The 16,020-nt window shown below is 71.2% G+C and carries 17 protein-coding genes; 11 read left to right on the top strand and 6 right to left on the bottom strand.

The features are described from left to right. Positions 1-670 (bottom strand): ParB N-terminal domain-containing protein (locus AB0M46_RS22915; RefSeq protein ID WP_363338981.1); only part of this gene is annotated, 670 nt, incomplete at its 3' end. A 250-nt stretch (positions 671-920) separates the two neighbouring features. On the opposite strand from AB0M46_RS22915, the gene AB0M46_RS22910 reads away from it, so the two are divergent. From AB0M46_RS22910 to AB0M46_RS22880, 7 genes are all read left to right on the top strand, one after another. Continuing rightward, positions 921-1,940, top strand: a complete 1,020-nt coding sequence (locus AB0M46_RS22910) for a ParB/RepB/Spo0J family partition protein (RefSeq protein WP_363338980.1) — start codon at positions 921-923, stop codon at positions 1,938-1,940. Between the two features lie 114 nt (positions 1,941-2,054). Further along, entirely contained in the window at positions 2,055-3,518 is a 1,464-nt protein-coding gene (locus tag AB0M46_RS22905) for an amino acid adenylation domain-containing protein (protein WP_363338979.1), read from the top strand. Positions 3,519-3,629: 111 nt separating this feature from the next. Next, a complete protein-coding gene (locus AB0M46_RS22900; RefSeq protein WP_363338978.1) occupies positions 3,630-5,027 on the top strand; it encodes a condensation domain-containing protein in 1,398 nt (465 codons plus the stop codon). Continuing rightward, the gene (locus AB0M46_RS22895) at positions 5,024-5,416 is read left to right on the top strand and encodes a hypothetical protein (protein WP_363338977.1); all 393 of its coding nucleotides are present in this window, start codon (positions 5,024-5,026) and stop codon (positions 5,414-5,416) included. Before AB0M46_RS22900 ends, AB0M46_RS22895 begins: the two co-directional genes overlap by 4 nt. 15 nt (positions 5,417-5,431) lie before the next feature. Continuing rightward, on the top strand, positions 5,432-5,560 hold the full coding sequence (locus AB0M46_RS22890; RefSeq protein WP_363338976.1) for a hypothetical protein: 129 nt from the start codon (positions 5,432-5,434) through the stop codon (positions 5,558-5,560). Then, positions 5,557-6,498 carry a transglutaminase domain-containing protein gene (locus AB0M46_RS22885; protein ID WP_363338975.1) on the top strand — a complete coding sequence of 314 codons (942 nt, stop codon included), beginning with the start codon at positions 5,557-5,559 and terminating at the stop codon, positions 6,496-6,498. Before AB0M46_RS22890 ends, AB0M46_RS22885 begins: the two co-directional genes overlap by 4 nt. 133 nt (positions 6,499-6,631) lie before the next feature. Beyond that, positions 6,632-6,916, top strand: coding sequence for an acyl carrier protein (locus AB0M46_RS22880; protein WP_363338974.1), 285 nt, complete (start codon positions 6,632-6,634; stop codon positions 6,914-6,916). 19 nt (positions 6,917-6,935) lie between these two features. On the opposite strand, the gene AB0M46_RS22875 is transcribed toward AB0M46_RS22880, so the two are convergent. After that, complete coding sequence (locus AB0M46_RS22875; RefSeq protein ID WP_363338973.1) at positions 6,936-7,208, bottom strand: phosphopantetheine-binding protein; 273 nt, start codon at positions 7,206-7,208, stop codon at positions 6,936-6,938. Between the two features lie 73 nt (positions 7,209-7,281). Here AB0M46_RS22875 and AB0M46_RS22870 point away from each other — a divergent pair, with 73 nt between their 5' ends. Continuing rightward, positions 7,282-8,727, top strand: coding sequence for a long-chain fatty acid--CoA ligase (locus tag AB0M46_RS22870; RefSeq protein WP_363338972.1), 1,446 nt, complete (start codon positions 7,282-7,284; stop codon positions 8,725-8,727). A 5-nt stretch (positions 8,728-8,732) separates the two neighbouring features. Beyond that, positions 8,733-9,473 (top strand): SDR family oxidoreductase, encoded by a 741-nt coding sequence (locus AB0M46_RS22865; RefSeq protein ID WP_363338971.1) that lies wholly within the window; start codon positions 8,733-8,735, stop codon positions 9,471-9,473. A 49-nt stretch (positions 9,474-9,522) separates the two neighbouring features. On the opposite strand, the gene AB0M46_RS22860 is transcribed toward AB0M46_RS22865, so the two are convergent. Genes AB0M46_RS22860 through AB0M46_RS22845 form a run of 4 tightly spaced genes read right to left on the bottom strand, consistent with a single transcriptional unit; the run spans position 9,523 to position 13,733 of the window. Continuing rightward, on the bottom strand, positions 9,523-10,506 hold the full coding sequence (locus tag AB0M46_RS22860) for a transglutaminase domain-containing protein (protein WP_363338970.1): 984 nt from the start codon (positions 10,504-10,506) through the stop codon (positions 9,523-9,525). Continuing rightward, entirely contained in the window at positions 10,496-10,756 is a 261-nt protein-coding gene (locus AB0M46_RS22855; protein ID WP_363338969.1) for a phosphopantetheine-binding protein, read from the bottom strand. Before AB0M46_RS22855 ends, AB0M46_RS22860 begins: the two co-directional genes overlap by 11 nt. Next, entirely contained in the window at positions 10,753-12,795 is a 2,043-nt protein-coding gene (locus tag AB0M46_RS22850) for a 2-oxo acid dehydrogenase subunit E2 (protein WP_363338968.1), read from the bottom strand. Before AB0M46_RS22850 ends, AB0M46_RS22855 begins: the two co-directional genes overlap by 4 nt. Beyond that, positions 12,792-13,733, bottom strand: coding sequence for a thiamine pyrophosphate-dependent dehydrogenase E1 component subunit alpha (locus AB0M46_RS22845; protein WP_363338967.1), 942 nt, complete (start codon positions 13,731-13,733; stop codon positions 12,792-12,794). The genes AB0M46_RS22850 and AB0M46_RS22845 overlap by 4 nt, the downstream gene beginning before the upstream one ends. A gap of 316 nt (positions 13,734-14,049) precedes the next feature. Between AB0M46_RS22845 and AB0M46_RS22840 the strand changes: the two genes are divergently transcribed. Both AB0M46_RS22840 and AB0M46_RS22835 read left to right on the top strand, forming a co-directional pair. Next, positions 14,050-14,565 carry an NUDIX domain-containing protein gene (locus AB0M46_RS22840; RefSeq protein ID WP_363338966.1) on the top strand — a complete coding sequence of 172 codons (516 nt, stop codon included), beginning with the start codon at positions 14,050-14,052 and terminating at the stop codon, positions 14,563-14,565. A 91-nt stretch (positions 14,566-14,656) separates the two neighbouring features. Continuing rightward, complete coding sequence (locus AB0M46_RS22835) at positions 14,657-15,994, top strand: hypothetical protein (RefSeq protein WP_363338965.1); 1,338 nt, start codon at positions 14,657-14,659, stop codon at positions 15,992-15,994. The last annotated feature ends 26 nt before the right edge of the window (positions 15,995-16,020 follow it).

Genomic DNA, 16,020 nt, shown 5'->3' with positions numbered 1-16,020 from the left:
CGGGCGGCGCCGCCGCGCTCGCCGGCCCGGCCGGCGCCTCGAGGCGCCGGCGGACCTCGCGCACGGTGCTCGGCGAGACGCCGGCGACGCGGGCGATCTCGCGCAGGGAGCCGGCGGGATCGGCCTCGATCGCGGCCAGCACCCGGCGGCGGCCGGCGACCGGGTCCACGGCCCGGACGCGCCCGTCGCGGCCCAGCCGGGCGGCCGGTGGCGTGCCGTCCTCAGCGGCGGCGGCCCTCAGCCGCTTGACGGTCTTGGCCGCCAGGCCGCTCGCCGCCGCGATCGCCCGGTCCGACCAGTGCGGATGGTCGGCCGCGATGCGTACCGCGGCGGCCTCCCGGTCGGCGTAGGCCAGCGGCAGGCCGTGCGTGACGTTGGCGCGGACCGCCTCGACGAATGCGTCCTCGGCGGTGCCGTCGAAGAAGCACACGTCGATGTGCTCGTGCCCGCGCAGGACGGCCGCCCGCAGCCGGTGATGCCCGTCGATGATCTGCATGGTCTGGCGGTGCACCAGCACCGGCGGCAGCACCTGCTCAGACTCGGCCAGCAGCCGCACGTGCTCGTCCGCCTCGCCGAGCAGCCTCGGCGAGCAACCCGGCATCAGCTCGGTCACGGGCATCCGCGCGTGCGCCGTCAACTCGGCGGGGCGGGTCCGGTCGGCACTCGTCATGTGGCTCCTCGCGACGGTCAAGCCCGCCCGCGGCGCCCCGCGGGCGAGGACTGGAGGTGGTCGGCAACCGGGAACCGGTCGGCTTGCGGCCCGGATCAATTGCAACCACGCGACCAATGATGCGCAACCTTTGCAAGGAAAAGTTCACCGCTTGCAGTTGATCGAAAGATCTACATACGCTCAAGGGGCTGCCCCGCCCATCTGGTGGGTGGGCCGCATGCGAACGCATCACACGGGGGGATCCATCAGCATGCGCGAAAACGAAACAGCACTAGATCCATTTCCCGTCGCCGATGCCGTGGACGGCATCGAGCGCTTACCCGTCGTCGACCTCGATGACGGCGACTCGCCCCGCGTCAACGGGATCGACGAACGCCACGCCGAGCTCCTCGCCGCCAGCGGCGCCGCATTGCCTCCGATCGTCGTCGACCGCCGCACCAGGCGCATCGTCGACGGCCATCACCGGCTCCGGGCGGCCGTCCTGCGCGGCCAGGACCACATCGACGCCCGCCTCATCGACGCACCGCCGGACCTGCTCTTCATGCTCGCGGTGCGGGCGAACATCACCCACGGTTTGCCGTTGTCCTACGCCGACCGGCGGGCCGCCGCCGTCCGCATCGTCCGCTCCCATCCCCATTGGTCCGACCGGGCCATCGCCCAGGCGTCCGGGCTGTCGGCCCGCACCATCGCCACCCTGCGCGACCCGGCGCAGCCCCGCGGCCAGCGCATCGGGCTCGACGGCCGCCGCCGCGACGGCGACGTGGCCGAACGCCGTGTACGCGCCGCCGAGGCGCTGCAGGTCAACCCGGCCGCCACGCTGCACGAGGTCGCCGCGACCGTCGGCCTCTCGCCGGCGACCGTCCACGACGTGCGACGCCGGCTCGAACAGCGCATCGACGTGGTCCCGGACGGCCTGCGCGCCGCGGAGCGCCCCAAGCCCGCGACGCCGCTGCGTGAGCCGGCCGACTGGGCGTCTCGGCGGACCGTCCCGGCCACCGCCGGCGCCGAGCGTCAGGCGCTGCTCGACGGGCTCAAACGCGACCCGACGTTGCGGTACACCGAGTCCGGCCGCGCCTTGCTGCGCCTGTTCATCGCCGCCACCGCCGCGCCGGCCCGCTGCGGTGACTTCGCCGCCGAGTTCGCGGCCAAACTGCGCGACGAGGCGCCCGTCGAGTGCCGGGAGGCGGTGGCGCGGCTGGCCTGGGCGCAGGCGCACGACTGGCTGATGCTCGCCGAGCACCTCGAGCGTCGCGCGGCGACCAGTGCGTGACCGCATCCGGCGTGTTCGACTGCGGACATCCGCGGTTGACAAGGCCGGATGCGCACCGCCGTCGTTCCGGCTCGCCCCTCGAGCCCCATGAGCCCCACAGCCAGGAGGCACGACGTGACCCTCATCGACCTCTTCCGCGCCGGCCTCGATGCCGGACCGGACCGCACGGCGTTGATCGCCGGCAACGTGCGGCTCACCTTCGCGCAGCTCGACGAGCAGGCCCGGACGCTGGCCCAACGCCTTCGCCAACACCCCGCTGGCCCGCCACAGCGCGTCGGCGTGCTGGCCGGCCCGTCCCCCACCGCCTTCGTCGGCCTGCTCGCCGCGATGTACGCCGGCGCCGCCGCGGTGCCGCTCAACCCCGCGTTCCCGGCCCGGCGCACGGCGGCGATGATCGAGGCGGCCGGAGTCCGGGTGGTCATCGCCGACGACCGGCACGCCGCGCTCGCCGGGGGCTGTGACGTGGAGCCCCCGGCGCAGCCGCGAGGGGCCGGCGCGATCGATGCTCCGACTCCACTGGCGCCGGAGGCGGAGGCCTACGTCATGTTCACCTCGGGCTCGACCGGCCGCCCGAAGGGCGTGCCGATCAGCCACGCGAATGCGCGGCACTTCTTCGCATGGGCGACCGCCCGCTACCCGATGTCCCCGGACGATGTCGTCGCGCAGACGTTCGATCCGACGTTCGACCTGTTCCTCTTCGCGATGTTCACCGCCTGGCCGGCCGGCGCCGCCGTCTGCTGTGTGCCGCCCCAGCGGCTCGGCCGCCTCCCGGCGCTGATCGATCGGCACCGGATCTCGGTCTGGTTCTCGGTGCCGAGCACCATCCGCGTGCTGCACCGGCTCGGGCTGCTGGGCGAGGGCAGCCTGGCCGGCATCGGCACCAGCCTGTTCTGCGGCGAGGCCCTGACCGACGAGGCGGCGCGGTTGTGGCGGCGGGCCGCGCCGAACGGCCCGCTGGACAACCTGTACGGGCCGACGGAACTGACGATCGCGTGCACGGTGCACCGATACGGTTCGCAGGCGGCGGCGACGCCCAACGGCGTCGTCCCGATCGGCGTGCCGTTCCCCGGGCTGCGCCACCTCCTGCTGCCGGGAACGGGGGACGAGGGCGAGCTCTGCGTCACCGGCCCGCAGATGTTCCGCGGGTACCTCGATTCCGCCGACGACGAGGGCCGGTTCGCGTCGGCCGAGGGGCGGCGGTGGTACCGCACCGGCGACCTGGTCCGCCGGATGCCCGACGGAACCCTGGCCTACCTCGGCCGATTGGACAGCACCATCAAGGTTCGCGGGTATCGCGTGGAACTGCTGGAGATCGAGCACGCGCTACGGGCGCTACCCGAGGTCGAGGACTGCGCCGTGGTCGCCGTCGAGCGCGACGGCGACACCACCCTGGCCGCGGAGTACGTCGGCCTGCCGGCCCCCGCCGCCGTGCTGATGCGGGCCTTGGCCGAGACGCTGCCGGACTACATGGTCCCGCAGCGGCTGGAGCACGTCGACGCCCTGCCGCTGAACGCCAACGGCAAGATCGACCGTGGTGCCGTCCGCGCCCGGGCAGCGCTGGAACCGAGCCGGTCCTGAGCGCGGGGCCGCTTTCTTGCGCCGCATCGGCCCAGTGCCTAGCGTACGCACGTCGACGTCGATCGCTACGCAACACGTTGATTCCGGACGGGGGCTGAGACGTTGGCGGACATGACAACGATCCATTGCCGGCAGGACCCGGCGCGGCGCGCTCCCCTGATGTGGGCGCAGCTCGCGGAGTGGCGGGCCATTCACGCCTGTGCACCGGGAGACCCGCGCTTCACCCTGTCCCGCGTCTGGCCGGTCGGCCGTCCACGCACGATCGAGTCCACAATGGACATCATACGCCGTCTCGTGTGCCGTCACGAAAGCCTCCGCACGCGCTATGTCGCCGATGCCGGGCCGCAGCCGGACCAGGTCGTGGCCGCCGAGGTCGAGGTACCGCTCGCCATCGAGCGCTTCCTGGACCCTCCCACCCGGGAGGCCATCGACGCCGCGGTGCGCCTCGTCCACGAGTCGCCGTTCGACATCTCGCGGGACGTGCCGCTGAGGCTGCGGTTCCTGGTCCACGACGACGCCGTCGTCCACGTCGTCGTCGCAGCCAGCCACATCGCCGTCGACGACTGGAGCTTCGAGGTGCTGCGCCGCGAGTTCTACGCGCTGCTCGACGGCACCGTCGACCTTCCCGAGCCGCTGCAGCCGGCCGACCGGGTCGCATTCGAACGCTCGCCCCGCGGGCGGTCGGTCCATGAGCGCACCCTCGACTACTGGAGCGGGTCGCTCGGCGTGGCCGACGAGGCGCTGTTGCGTCCGCAGCCGGGGCTCGCTGCCCACACCGTGGACTGCGTCGCGATCGACTCCGTGGCGCTGGCCCGCGCCGCCTACGCGATCGCCCAGCGGGAGAACGTCACGCCGTCGATCGTGGTGCTCGCCGCGACCTCCCTGCTGCTCGGCGTGGCCACGGACAGTCGCCATTGCTTCATGCGCATGATCTACGCCACCCGCCATCGCCGCGGCACCGACACGTTGGTGGCGGCGTTCAACCAGGAGGCGCCCTACTTCGTGCCGTTGACGGCGACCACGTTCGCCGGCTTCGTGCACGCGGCCGGCACCGCCGCGCTCAGCGGCTTCCTGCGCAGCGAGTGCGACTGCGACGAACTGGGTCACCGGGTCGAGGAAACGTTGCGGGTCCGCGGCATCCCGCCCGGCGGGTACTGCTTCTACAACGACGTCCGGTTCATGCCCGGACGCGCGGACGACGCCACGCTCGCGGCGCCGGCCGGCCCGGCCCGTGCGGCGCTCGCCGAGACCGTGACCCACATCCTGCCGTCCTACGTGCTGGCGGACGCGATGTTCTTCCTCGGCGTCCTGCAACTGGGCAAGGTTGCGACGCTCACCCTGAGCAAGGACCGCCGATTCCTTCCGCAGGTGAGCGCGAAGCGGTTCCTGCTGGCCGTCGAGGCCCTGCTGGTGCGCGCCTGCGAGGCGGACCTGCCGCTCACCGACGTCGCCGCCCTCCTCGTCGACGTCCGAAGCGCGACCGCCGTCGGCGGGGAGTTCGAGCGGTGAGCCCCGTGCTGTACTGCCTCGCAACCGACGACGAGACCGCGGCGGTGTACGAGTCGTGGCGCGGGCTGGCCCAGCTCGACGTCGAGCTCGTCGTGGACCGGCGGCCGCCGACGGAACCGGTGCCGGCACTCGCGGCCCGGGTGGCGGCGACCGTCGACGGGCGCGACCACGTGCTGCTCGCGTCGGGCGCCGCCGCCGAACTCCTGGTCCGGACCCTGCCTGAGGTGCGGACCGTGCCCCGGTTCCGCCGGGTGTTCCTGCTGGATGCGGCGGTTCCGCACGAGGCACCGCCCGACGGCACGCATTGGCCGATCAGCGCGATCTGCGCGACCGGCGGCACGCCGGCGACGCCGTCCGCGGTGGCCGGCTGGCGGCGCTACGCCGACTAGTCCTTCAGCCTGCAGGTGTTCGACGACGGCCCCGACTTCCTCCGCAGCCGCCGCGCCGAGATCATCGAGAGCATCCATCACGACCTCGGTATCCGGCAGGACCAGGCGCTGCGCCCGGACGACGCGACGGTGTTGTTCCGGTGAGCGCGACGAGGAACGGGTCTGCGGCGGCGGCGAGCGACACGGTCGAGCAGATCGTCGATCGGCTGCGACGCATCCCCCTGCAGGCCCGGCGGTTCTGGGTGTCATCCGACCGGGCGCACGCCGCGTACCGCATCGACGGCGAACTGCTGTCGTCCGCGATCGGCGCCGGCCTGCCGCACGTGCCCGGCCCCGACGGCCCGCTGTTCGACGCCGACGACCTGACGAACCTGTCGCTGCGCCTGCGGCTGCGCTCCCCCATGCGCGCGGCGATGCGGTACTGGGACCGCATCCTGAACCGGCCGGCCGGGGATCGGCGCGAGTTCCTGGTCGACTACCTCGCCAGGTGCCCGCTGCCGGGCCACGGCGGCGACTGCGAGATGACGTGCGGCACCCCGGACGGCGTGGTGGCGGTGCCGTGGAGCGCGGCCGAGTTCGACCGGCCCCTGGTGACGACGGCCGTGACGCTGCACAACGACTGGCCCGACCTCCCGCCGGGACTGGTCGAGCTGATCGGCGAGCTGGCCGATGTCGAGTTCTACCGGCTGCCCCGCCTGATGAAGGCGGACATCGGCTTCATGCTCGAGCAGCGGATCGGCGACTGCCTGGGCTTCGCCCGGTTCCTCACCGATCGGGGCAACCGCCGCGGCCTGCGCATGCGGTGCGTCTTCGGCCTGATCGTGTCGCCGCCGTACTCGGCGCAGCATTTCTGGGCCGAGGTGGACGTAGCCGGCCGGTGGGTTCCGGTCGATCCGGGGCTGCTGCGCGGTCTGGCCGTGTGGGGCGTGCTCGATCCCGGTTGGCCGGAGCACCGCTCGCCCGGGGCGATCCTCGCGGGCCTTTCGGACCGCAACGGCATCGTGGTTTCCGACCACGGCGTGCCGGTGCCGCCGCAGGTGGTGGCGTTCCGCACGCGCGTGACAGCGGCTACGGCAGAGTAGGAGAGGAGAGCCAGGTGCTCCGATATCGGCTGTTCATAGAGGGCGCCGCGCGGCCCGCGGACGACGCCCCGCACGGCGTGCAGCGGCTTGCCGAAGTGCGGTCGGCCGGCGCGCGACCCGAGGGTGGTCGGCCGTGACCCGGCCCGCGGCGGCAAGCTGGCCCGCGGAGTTCGAAGAGATGATCCGGCGGCAGTGCCGCCTCCTGGAGCCGGGCGAGCCGATCGACCCCGACACGTCGCTCGCGCTGCTCGGCATCGACTCCGTGCAGATCTTGATGCTCATCGTCGAAATCGAGGAGACGTTTCTGGTGGAGATACCGGAGACGATGCTGACCGGTGAGTACTTCGCCACGCCGCGTTCGATCTGGTCGGTCCTGGAGTCCCTGGGCGTCGAAGCAGAGGATGGCGAGGCGGCCTGAGCCGAGGCCCGCCGGCGGCTCAGCCGGCGGGGTTCGCTTCCACGAGCGTGGGGTCGATCGAGCAGAGCAGCTCCCAGACGGCCCGCAGCGTGGCAAACGAATCCGGGGTCAGCCGCTCGAGCGGAATCTCCACCCCGAACTCGTCCTCGATCAGCGCGATCAATTCGGCCGATCCGAGGGAATCGACGCCGAGTTGCACCAATGACACGTCAGGGTCGATATTGGCTGTAGCCGATTCCAAACGGCCGTGCATCCGAAGCACCGACTCGAACTGCGCGGACCAAATCGCCATGCTTCACGCTCCGCTTTCTTCGACTGGGCCCGTTCGGCGCCGTCACCTGGCCAACGCGGCGAAGCGTAACACGATGAACGGCGCCGCGACGACGCCGCGTATGTGCATTGACCGACGCCCGGGAGGGCGTGAGAAATTAGCAGAGATGGACCAAAGTATGAATGCGGTGACGGGCGCCGACATGGCGGTACCGCTCCGGAAAACGCTGCGCGAATACGCCGACAGGCCGGCCTTCGTGTACGCCGGCCAACAGCACACCTATCGCGAACTGCTGTCCATGGCGGACGAGTGGACGGCCTACCTCGACGCCGAGTCGGTGGGTGCCGGAGCCGTCACGATGCTGGAGGGCGTCAGCTCGCCGCACACCTGCGCCGCGCTGCTCGCGCTGATCGAGCGCCAGGCGATCATCGTGCCGAGAACCCCGTCGAGCGTCGCGGCCGACGCCGAGCTCACCATCGCCGAGGTCGAGGTCGTCCTCGGCGCGGCCGGATCGGGGCGGCGGACGTGCCGCCGCACCGGCCAGTCCGCGCGCAACGAGCTGTACGCGCGGCTGCGCGCCGCGGGCAGCCCCGGCCTGGTCCTGTTCAGCTCGGGCACGACCGGACGGAGCAAGGCGAGCGTGCTGGACTTCGCGAAGCTGCTCGCACGACACCGCCCGGGCGCCGCGGAGGGTCGCCGGGTGCTGCAGTTCCCGCACTTCGACCACATCGGCGGGATCAACACGCTGTTGCGCACCCTGGCCGGCGGCGGGACCGTGGTGACCGTCCCGGAGCGGACCCCGGACACCGTGTTCGGCGCGATCGCCGCGCACGGCGTGCAGGTGCTGCCGACGACCCCCACGTTCTTGAAGATGGCGCTGCTGACCGGCGCGGACCGCCGGTATCCCACCGACACGTTGGAACTGATCACCTACGGTGCCGAGCCGATGCCGCAGCACACGCTGGAACTGCTCCGCGCCGCGCTTCCGGCGGTGCGCCTCAAACAGATCTACGGACTGTCGGAACTGGGCATTCTGCCCACGAAGTCGCGCGCCGACGGCAGCCGATGGATGAAGCTCGGTACCGCGGGATTCGCGCACCGAATTGTCGACGGGATTCTCTGGATAAAGTCCGACACGGCGATGCTCGGGTACCTCAACGCGTCCGCGGAATTCGACGACGAGGGGTACTTCAACACGCAGGACATGGTGGAGATCGACGGGGAGTACATCCGCATCCTCGGCCGTCGTTCGGAAATCATCAACGTCGGCGGCGAGAAGGTGTACCCGTCCGAGGTGGAGAACGTCGTCCTGGAGGTGCCGAACGTCTGTGACGTGACGGTCACCGGTCACCCGAGTCCGATCCTCGGCATGGTCGTGAAGGCGACGGTCCGGCTGGAGCGCGACGAGGACGAGCACAGCGTGCGACTGCGCGTCCGGGAGCACTGCCGCAACCGGCTGGCGGCGTTCAAGGTGCCCGCGCTGATGCACGTGTCCCACGAACCGATGCACACGGCACGGTTCAAGAAGGCCAGGGGGTAACACCGGTGACGGGTCCGGGTGACGGCAAGGTGGCAGTGGTCAGCGGCGGCAGCCGGAGCCTGGGGCGTGCCGTGGTCGAGCGACTGCTGCGCGACGACTGGTGCGTCGCCACGTTCAGCCGCTCCAGCAACGAGTTCATCGAGTCGATCCGCGACCTGCCGCGCGTGTCCTGGCGGGCGCTGGAACTCGCCGACACGGAAGGGGCCGGTGAGTTCGTCGGCGGGGTCGTGCGCCACTTCGGACGGGTGGACGCCCTGGTGAACAACGCCGCAGTCGGACACGAGGGACCGCTGCTCACCGTGCCGGTGCCGGACATCTCCCGGGTGATCGGGGTGAACCTCGTCGGCCCGATCGCCCTGGCCCGGGCGTGCGCGAGGGCCATGCTGCGCAACGGCCCGGCCGGCGGCTCGATCGTCAACGTCTCGTCCATCAACGCGGTCCGCGGGTTCGCCGGGGTGTCCGTCTACGCCGCGGCCAAGGCCGGACTCGACGGGTTCACCCGCAGCGCGGCCCGGGAGCTCGGCCCGCGCAACATCAGGGTCAACTCGGTTGCGCCCGGGTACTTTGACAGCGACATGACCGCCGGTATGAGCGAGCAGGCCCGCGCGAAGGTGCACCGGCGCACGCCGCTCGGACGGTTGGCCACCGCCGCCGAGGTGGCCGAATCCGTGTGCTTCATGCTCTCGCCGGCGGCATCCTTCGTCACCGGCCAGGTCATCGTGGTCGACGGCGGCAGCACCGTGTGAGCCACGTCCACGTCGCGTTGCCGTCGTCCGGCGTACCGGCTCGGCGGCGTCACTGCCCGACGAGCCGGTGCGTCTGCCCGCTGGGCCCGCAGGACGGATCCGGGACGACTTCGGCCCGGTAGCTGGCTTCCACGACCTTGCCGTTGTGCCTGACCGACACGTCCCACCACTCCACGGCGCGCCGCCACAACGCCGCTCCCGGCGACCGGTAGGGCGCCCACTGCGCAGGGTCCAACGCCCGCCACTCGACCATCGCCTTCATCAACAGCGGTTCGATCGGCACCCAGACGTCGTCGACCAGCACCTCGGGCCAGTAGTGCTTCAGCGCGAACGGGGGCGCGAGCATGAGCCCGAACGACTGCCGGATCGGCACACCGCGCTCGGCGCCACATTTGACCAACAGCTTCGTGGCGGCCTCGCAGTCGCCCAGGCCGGTGCGGCGGACGAATGCGATGTCGTCCAGGACGTGGCCGAGCTTCCAGGGCAGGCGGACGAACGTCACGCCGCAGAGCTCGTCGATGATCTCACGGGCCGACTCCGGCAGGTCCGGCCACTCGGTGGGGCACTCGACCCGCACATGGGCGATCGGCCGCTCCGACGCCGACCGCTCGACGCGCACCTGTTGCCGGCCGCCGGGAAGTACCAGGGAGTACTCGCAGTCGCCGGGGTGACCCGGGTCCGGACACGCCGCCCGGAATTCGACCAGGTACCCGGCCGGCGCCGGCGCCTGCACACGCTTGAGCGTCGCCGGCCAGAACCGGCGCAGGCTCATGGTCGCCGCACCCCGGCCGAGGAAGAGCTCGACGTTGATCAGATCGGTGCGCTCGAACAGCTCTGTCCCCTCCTGTTCTTCGCACAGACCACGGGCCCGCACCCGATCCAGGAACCGGACACCGACCGGATACAGCCGAGACGCCTCCTCAACGGTCACGTCGAAGCTTCGTGCGTCGTTGGGGACGGACGTCAACCGGGTCAGCAGTTCCTCGACGATGTGTTCGTCGGCCGCGCCCGGCTTGGCACGCTCATCCGTCATGTCGAATCAGCCGCGACACGACGGACCACAGCGAGTCGGCGCTGTAGAACGCCGCGGTGGTCACGTCCTCCTCCGGAAAGGTGAAGTCGAACGCGTTCTCCAGACTGGCCATGAGCGCGATCATCCCCATCGAATCGAGACCGAGGCTGCCCAGCGGTGTGTGGCTGGTGAAGGCCCCGGGATCGGTGACGTCAGGCAGGTGGAACAGGACGACGTCCTCGAATGCCTTCGGCGGCTCGACAGTGCTCAACTGCTTCCCTTCTCTGCGGCCGACACCGACTCCAGGTCATCGCGCAGCACCGTGAGGAATCGAGCTGCCTGGCGTCCGTTGACGACCCGATGGTCGTAGGTCAGGCCGAGGTAGAAGAACTCATGGGTTTCGACCTGCTGGTCTGCGGTCAACCGGAGCTCCTGCTGCGTCGCGCCGAGCGACAGCGCGCAGATCTGGCCCGGGTAGACGATGGGTTGAGCCGTGACCACACCCAGGTCCGTGTGCAGGGACAGCGTGAGTGCCGCCGCCCCGAGGTCGGATTCGAGCATGGTCCCCCGCGCGGCGCGAACGCGCAGGCGCATGAGTTCGGTCGCGATCTCGTGCACGGACCGGTTCTCGGCCGCGCGGATCACCGGTACGTACAGGCCGTGGCCGACATCGACGGTCACCCCGATGTCGGCGTGGTCGAAGCGCTCAAGCGTGAGGTTCTCCTCGTACAGCGTCGCGAACAGGTCGGGAAAGGCCTCCCGCCGGCCGGCCACCGTCTTGACCACGACCTCCGGCAGGCCGATCGACGCCTGAGCGCTTTCGCTGATGGTGTTCAGATAGTGCCGTACCGCCGTCGCCGAAACCTTGACGAGGACGAATGCGGCGGGAATGGTCGCGTGGGAACGGGAAACCGCACGGGCGACCGCGCGCTGATGCGCCGACAGCTGGATCCGTCCGCCGGGGGCGTCCGCACCGACCGCCGGGGACGCTTGCTCGCCTCCAGCCGGTCGTTCCCGGCGGGCCGCGGCAGCGGGCGACGGACCGGCATCGCCGACGGCCGCGGCGGCGGTCGTTGTCACGCGGCCGACGACATCTCCCGGATGCAGCACCGAACCGGGCGGCAACAGCCACGAGAGCCGGCCGGACTCCTCGACCACCAGGTCGGTGACCGCCTTCGAGGTTTCGATCGTCGCGACGCTGTCGCCGGCGCTCACCTCACTGCCGTCGGGGACCAGCCACTCCAGCAGCACGTAGCTGTCGTCGTTGGCGTTGAGCGTGGGCACGACCAGCTCGCCCATGGATGGGGCCTCCGTCAGGCTCGCGTAGATGGTGGCGTCCTGGATCAGCAGCGCACGCTCCAGGTGCATCGCGGCCGGAATGACCTCGCATGGCGGCTGGAGCAACCGGATCGGCGCTCGCAGCCGGCCCCACAACCGCTCGTACGCCAGCCGTGCGAGATCGCTGCCCCAGCCTCCGCCGGCGACCGAGTCCTCCGCCACGATCACCTCCGGCGCCTGGGCGAGCATGGGCAGCACCGGGTCGAGGTCAAGGGGGAACAGCCGGAGGGGAACCAGGAGCTCGCTCACGATCCCCTTGTCGTGCAGCGCATCGCGCATGGCCTTCAGCGTTCGCGGCACCAGGCCACCCGGCGCGATGACCAGCCGTTGCGGCGCGCCGGCACCGCCGGGACGCACGCGCATCCAGTTGCCGGCCGGGTCCACCGGCGACACCCGGAAGACGTCGTCGACCCGCTCCTGCCGCAGGACCGGGCGGGTGTACAGGATCTTGTCCTCGAAGAAGACGGCGGGCTCACCCGCCGAGAACACCTCCTCGTACGCCGCTCGCGGATCGTGCAGTTGCGACAGCTCGTACAGGCGCAGATGCGGTACGCCGAGCAGGTGCTTCTGCAGGCTCTGGCTGTGCGTCGGGCCGTATCCCCGGTTGCCGCCGACGGGGCAGCGCACGACCACCCGCATCGGGTTGCGCCGCCCGTACATCGAGACGGACTTGCTGATGAAGTTGACGATCGGGTCGACGCACAGGGTGAGGAAGTCGCCGAACATCACCTCGACGATGACCTGGTCACCACAGAGCGCGAGCCCGCCCGCCACCCCGACGATGCCACCCTCGCTGATGGGCGTGCTCAGGACCCGGTCCGGGTAGCGCGTGGACAGCCCCCGGGTCACGCCGAACGCCCCGCCGGACGGATCGGCGATGTCCTCGCCGAGCAGCACGAGCCGCCGGTGGGCCGCGAACATGTCGTGCAGCGTCGCGTTGAGGGCCTCGGCCATGCGCGCTTGGGAGCTCATCGGGCTGCCCGCGCACCGACGAGCGGCCGGGACAGGACGTCACGGGTCACGTCCGCGACGATCCGCCGGGCCGACGCGTCGAGCCGTTGAAACCGCTCGGGATCCCGGCGTGCGTGCTGCTCGTACCAGTCCCGCTCCCGCAGCAGCGCCACGGCGGCCGGATCGCGCGCGTCGTCGCCCTTGCTGTGCGGTCCAAGCCGGATCGTGTCGAACTCCACGACAACGGGGCCACCGCCGTCACGGGTCCGGCGGATCGGGGCCTCCAACTGCGCCCGGATCGCCTGGACGTCGCAGCCCTCGACGTACTCGTACCGCACCCCGAACGCGGCGGCTCGCCCCCGGATGCTGCCGGCCATCGCGCTGCGGGTCGGCGTCGTCTGCGCGATGTGGTTGTTCTCCACGACCACCACCAGCGGCGCCTGCCACAGCTGCGCCATGTTCAACGCCTCGTAGACCACGCCCTGCCCCCAGGTTCCGTCGCCGATGTACGCGACGGCGAGCACGGGCCGGCCGGTGGACTTCATGTGCAGCGCCACGCCGAGCGCCGCCGGCACACTCTCCCCCTGCACCCCGGTGGAGCAGAAGCCGGGCCGAAAGATGTGCTGGCTGCCGCCCCGCCCGGCGCACACTGCGCCCTCCCGCCCGGTGATCTCGGCCAGCAGTCCCGCGGCGTCATCGAACTGCGCGAGATAGTGGCCGTGCCCGCGGTGGTTGCTGAAGACGAAGGCGGGCGCGATCAGCGACATGAGGGCGACCGGAATGTACTCCTGACCGAGACAGGTATGGGTCGTGCCGGAGATCTCCCCGCGCGTGAACAAGGCGAGCAGGTTGAGCTCAAAGTGCCGTATCAGCAGCATCCGGGCGAGATCCGCGTCGGAGACGCCGCCCCACTGCGTGCTCGTTGCGGAGGTCGTAACCCCGACCGAAGAGCCGTTCACACACCTTCCTTTCCCGAATACCCGCAGGACCGCCGGCCGACGGCGCCGGTGGCCGGCACGGCGGCCAAGGGGCGTCGGGGGTCGCCATCATCTCGGGACCGCGCCGCGCGGCTGCGGGCAGCGGATGCGGGTCGGTGCGACGGCTCGATCAGACCACCAGCGTCCGGCCGTCGCAAGCTGCCGTGTACGTCGATCGCATTGCCCGCCGCCGTTGCCGCCTTCAACCGCGGAAAAGCCGCAGTCGTACACCCCGGGCCTCCACGATGCTTACAATCTCGTCCATGGGGATCGCTGTTGCGCGTGGAATGGTCGTCCGGTGATTCCTGAGTTCGTCGCCCGGCTGCGGCAGTCGATCGGGCCCGACGAGTTGCTGTGGCTGCCCGGCGTCAACGCGGTCGTCTTCGATGACGCCGGTCGCGTGCTGCTGCAGCAGAAGTCCGCGGACCGCGAGTGGTCGATCCTGAGCGGGATCCTCGACCCGGGCGAGAACCCCGCCGACGGGCTGTGCCGCGAGATCTGGGAGGAGACCGGCGTCGTCGCGACCGTCGACCGGCTGGTCAGCATCACCGTCTCTCCCGTTCGGGCCCATCGCAACGGCGACCGGGCCCAGTATCTGGAGCTGACGTTCCGGTGCACCGCGGTGGACGGGGTGGCCCGGGTGAACGACGACGAATCCGACGCGGTCGCCTGGTTCGCCGTGGACGACCTGCCCACGATGGAATCGCTCGCCCACAAGAAGATCGCCCTGGCCGCCGGGAACGACCCGGTGCCCTGGTTCGAGCCGTCAGCGTGGATGCCCGTCCTGGCCGACGACCGGGCGGCGCATCGCTGACCCGCCGAACCGCGTGCGGCCACATTGACAGTCGGCGCTGCCGTCGGCACGCTGCGATCTGGCCGGCGGATCCCACCAGGGAGGTTGTGGCATGGGCGAGCATCGCCTAGCGGTACTCATCTTCACCAACGAGGGCTTCCGCCAGGTCGACGGCGGCGTGGCGCGGGTCGTTCAGGACATCCTGGACCTGCGCGCCGAAGCGGCACCGATCGCGCACGCGAAGGGTGCGAGGGTCCGATGGCACGTCGCCGAGCGCGCCTCGAGCGCCGGCTACGAGGGTGACCGCTGGGCGAACTCCGGCTACGACTCCGACCGCTGGGCGCACGCCGAACAGCGCTGGCTGCGCGACGGCGACGTGCGGTACCACCGGATGGCCGACCCCCGGGCACATCTGTGGGAGATGGACCACTTTGAGCACTGCGTCGCCCTGGGCGCCGCCGGCGGGCAGGTCATGCTGAGCGTGGCGGAGGAGGCCGACTCCGTCCTGGTGATCTCCGGCATGAGCATGTTCGCCATGGCGGCCCGGTTCGTGGTGCGCGCCGCCGACCAGTTCCAGATTCCGGCGACGTATGTCCACCTGACCCACAACCCGGTCCTCAACGCCGGCGGCGACGCCGAGCTCCCGGAGACGTATGCCGACTCCGTGCTGGGCCACCTGGCCCGCCACGACGAGCGGGTGACGATCGGCTGGGAATCGGAGTGGATGCGCGATCAGTACCAGCAGGTCTACGGCATCCCCGACCACAAGACCCTGTTCGCGTACAACGGCATCCCCCTCGATGCGCCGAAGTTCGACCGCATCGATCCGGCCGAGGTCGAGGCGATCCTGCGGTCGCTGGGGGTGCCGCTGGACCGCGATCTCGTGATCAGCTGGGGGCGCGGCATCCGGGAGAAGGGCTTCGAGCTGTTCCTCGACGCCGCGAAGGAGGTCCCGGAGGTGTTTCCGGTCGTGCTGAACCGGCGGTCCTATCCCGCGCTGCAGGAGCACCACCGGTCGCTGGGCTCGCCGGGACTGCTGCTGTCCGGCCAGGACGACCGGGTGCTCGCCGCGTTCTGCCAGTGGCCGCGCACCCTCGCGGCCGCGTTCCTCTCCGAGCGCGAGTCGGCGTCCACCACCGGCAACGAGGCGACCCTGATGAACGGGGGCGCCGGGCTGGTCGTGGTCGGCGTACCGGCCGGGGTCTATCCGGAGCTGATCGACGACGGCGTGGACGGGGTCATGGCCGACGAGCGCACGGCTGGCGCGGTCGCCGAGGCGCTGCGTTCGGTCGTCGCGATGCGGCCCGCCGAGCGGGTCCGGATGAGCGCCGCCGCGCTGGAGCGCACCCGCCGCACGCGCGACTACCGGACCAACTGGCTGCGGTCGTTCACCGAGATGGTCGACCGCCACTTCACCGTGATCGGCCGGCCCGCCGAGCCGCGAGCCTAGCGCGGCCGCGTCGTCCGGATCATCGG

It is taken from the genome of Dactylosporangium sp. NPDC051485, assembly GCF_040682015.1.
GTDB lineage: Bacteria > Actinomycetota > Actinomycetes > Mycobacteriales > Micromonosporaceae > Dactylosporangium.
The sequence above is the reverse complement of the archived record's forward strand: the minus strand, read 5'-3'. Positions and strand labels throughout refer to the sequence as shown.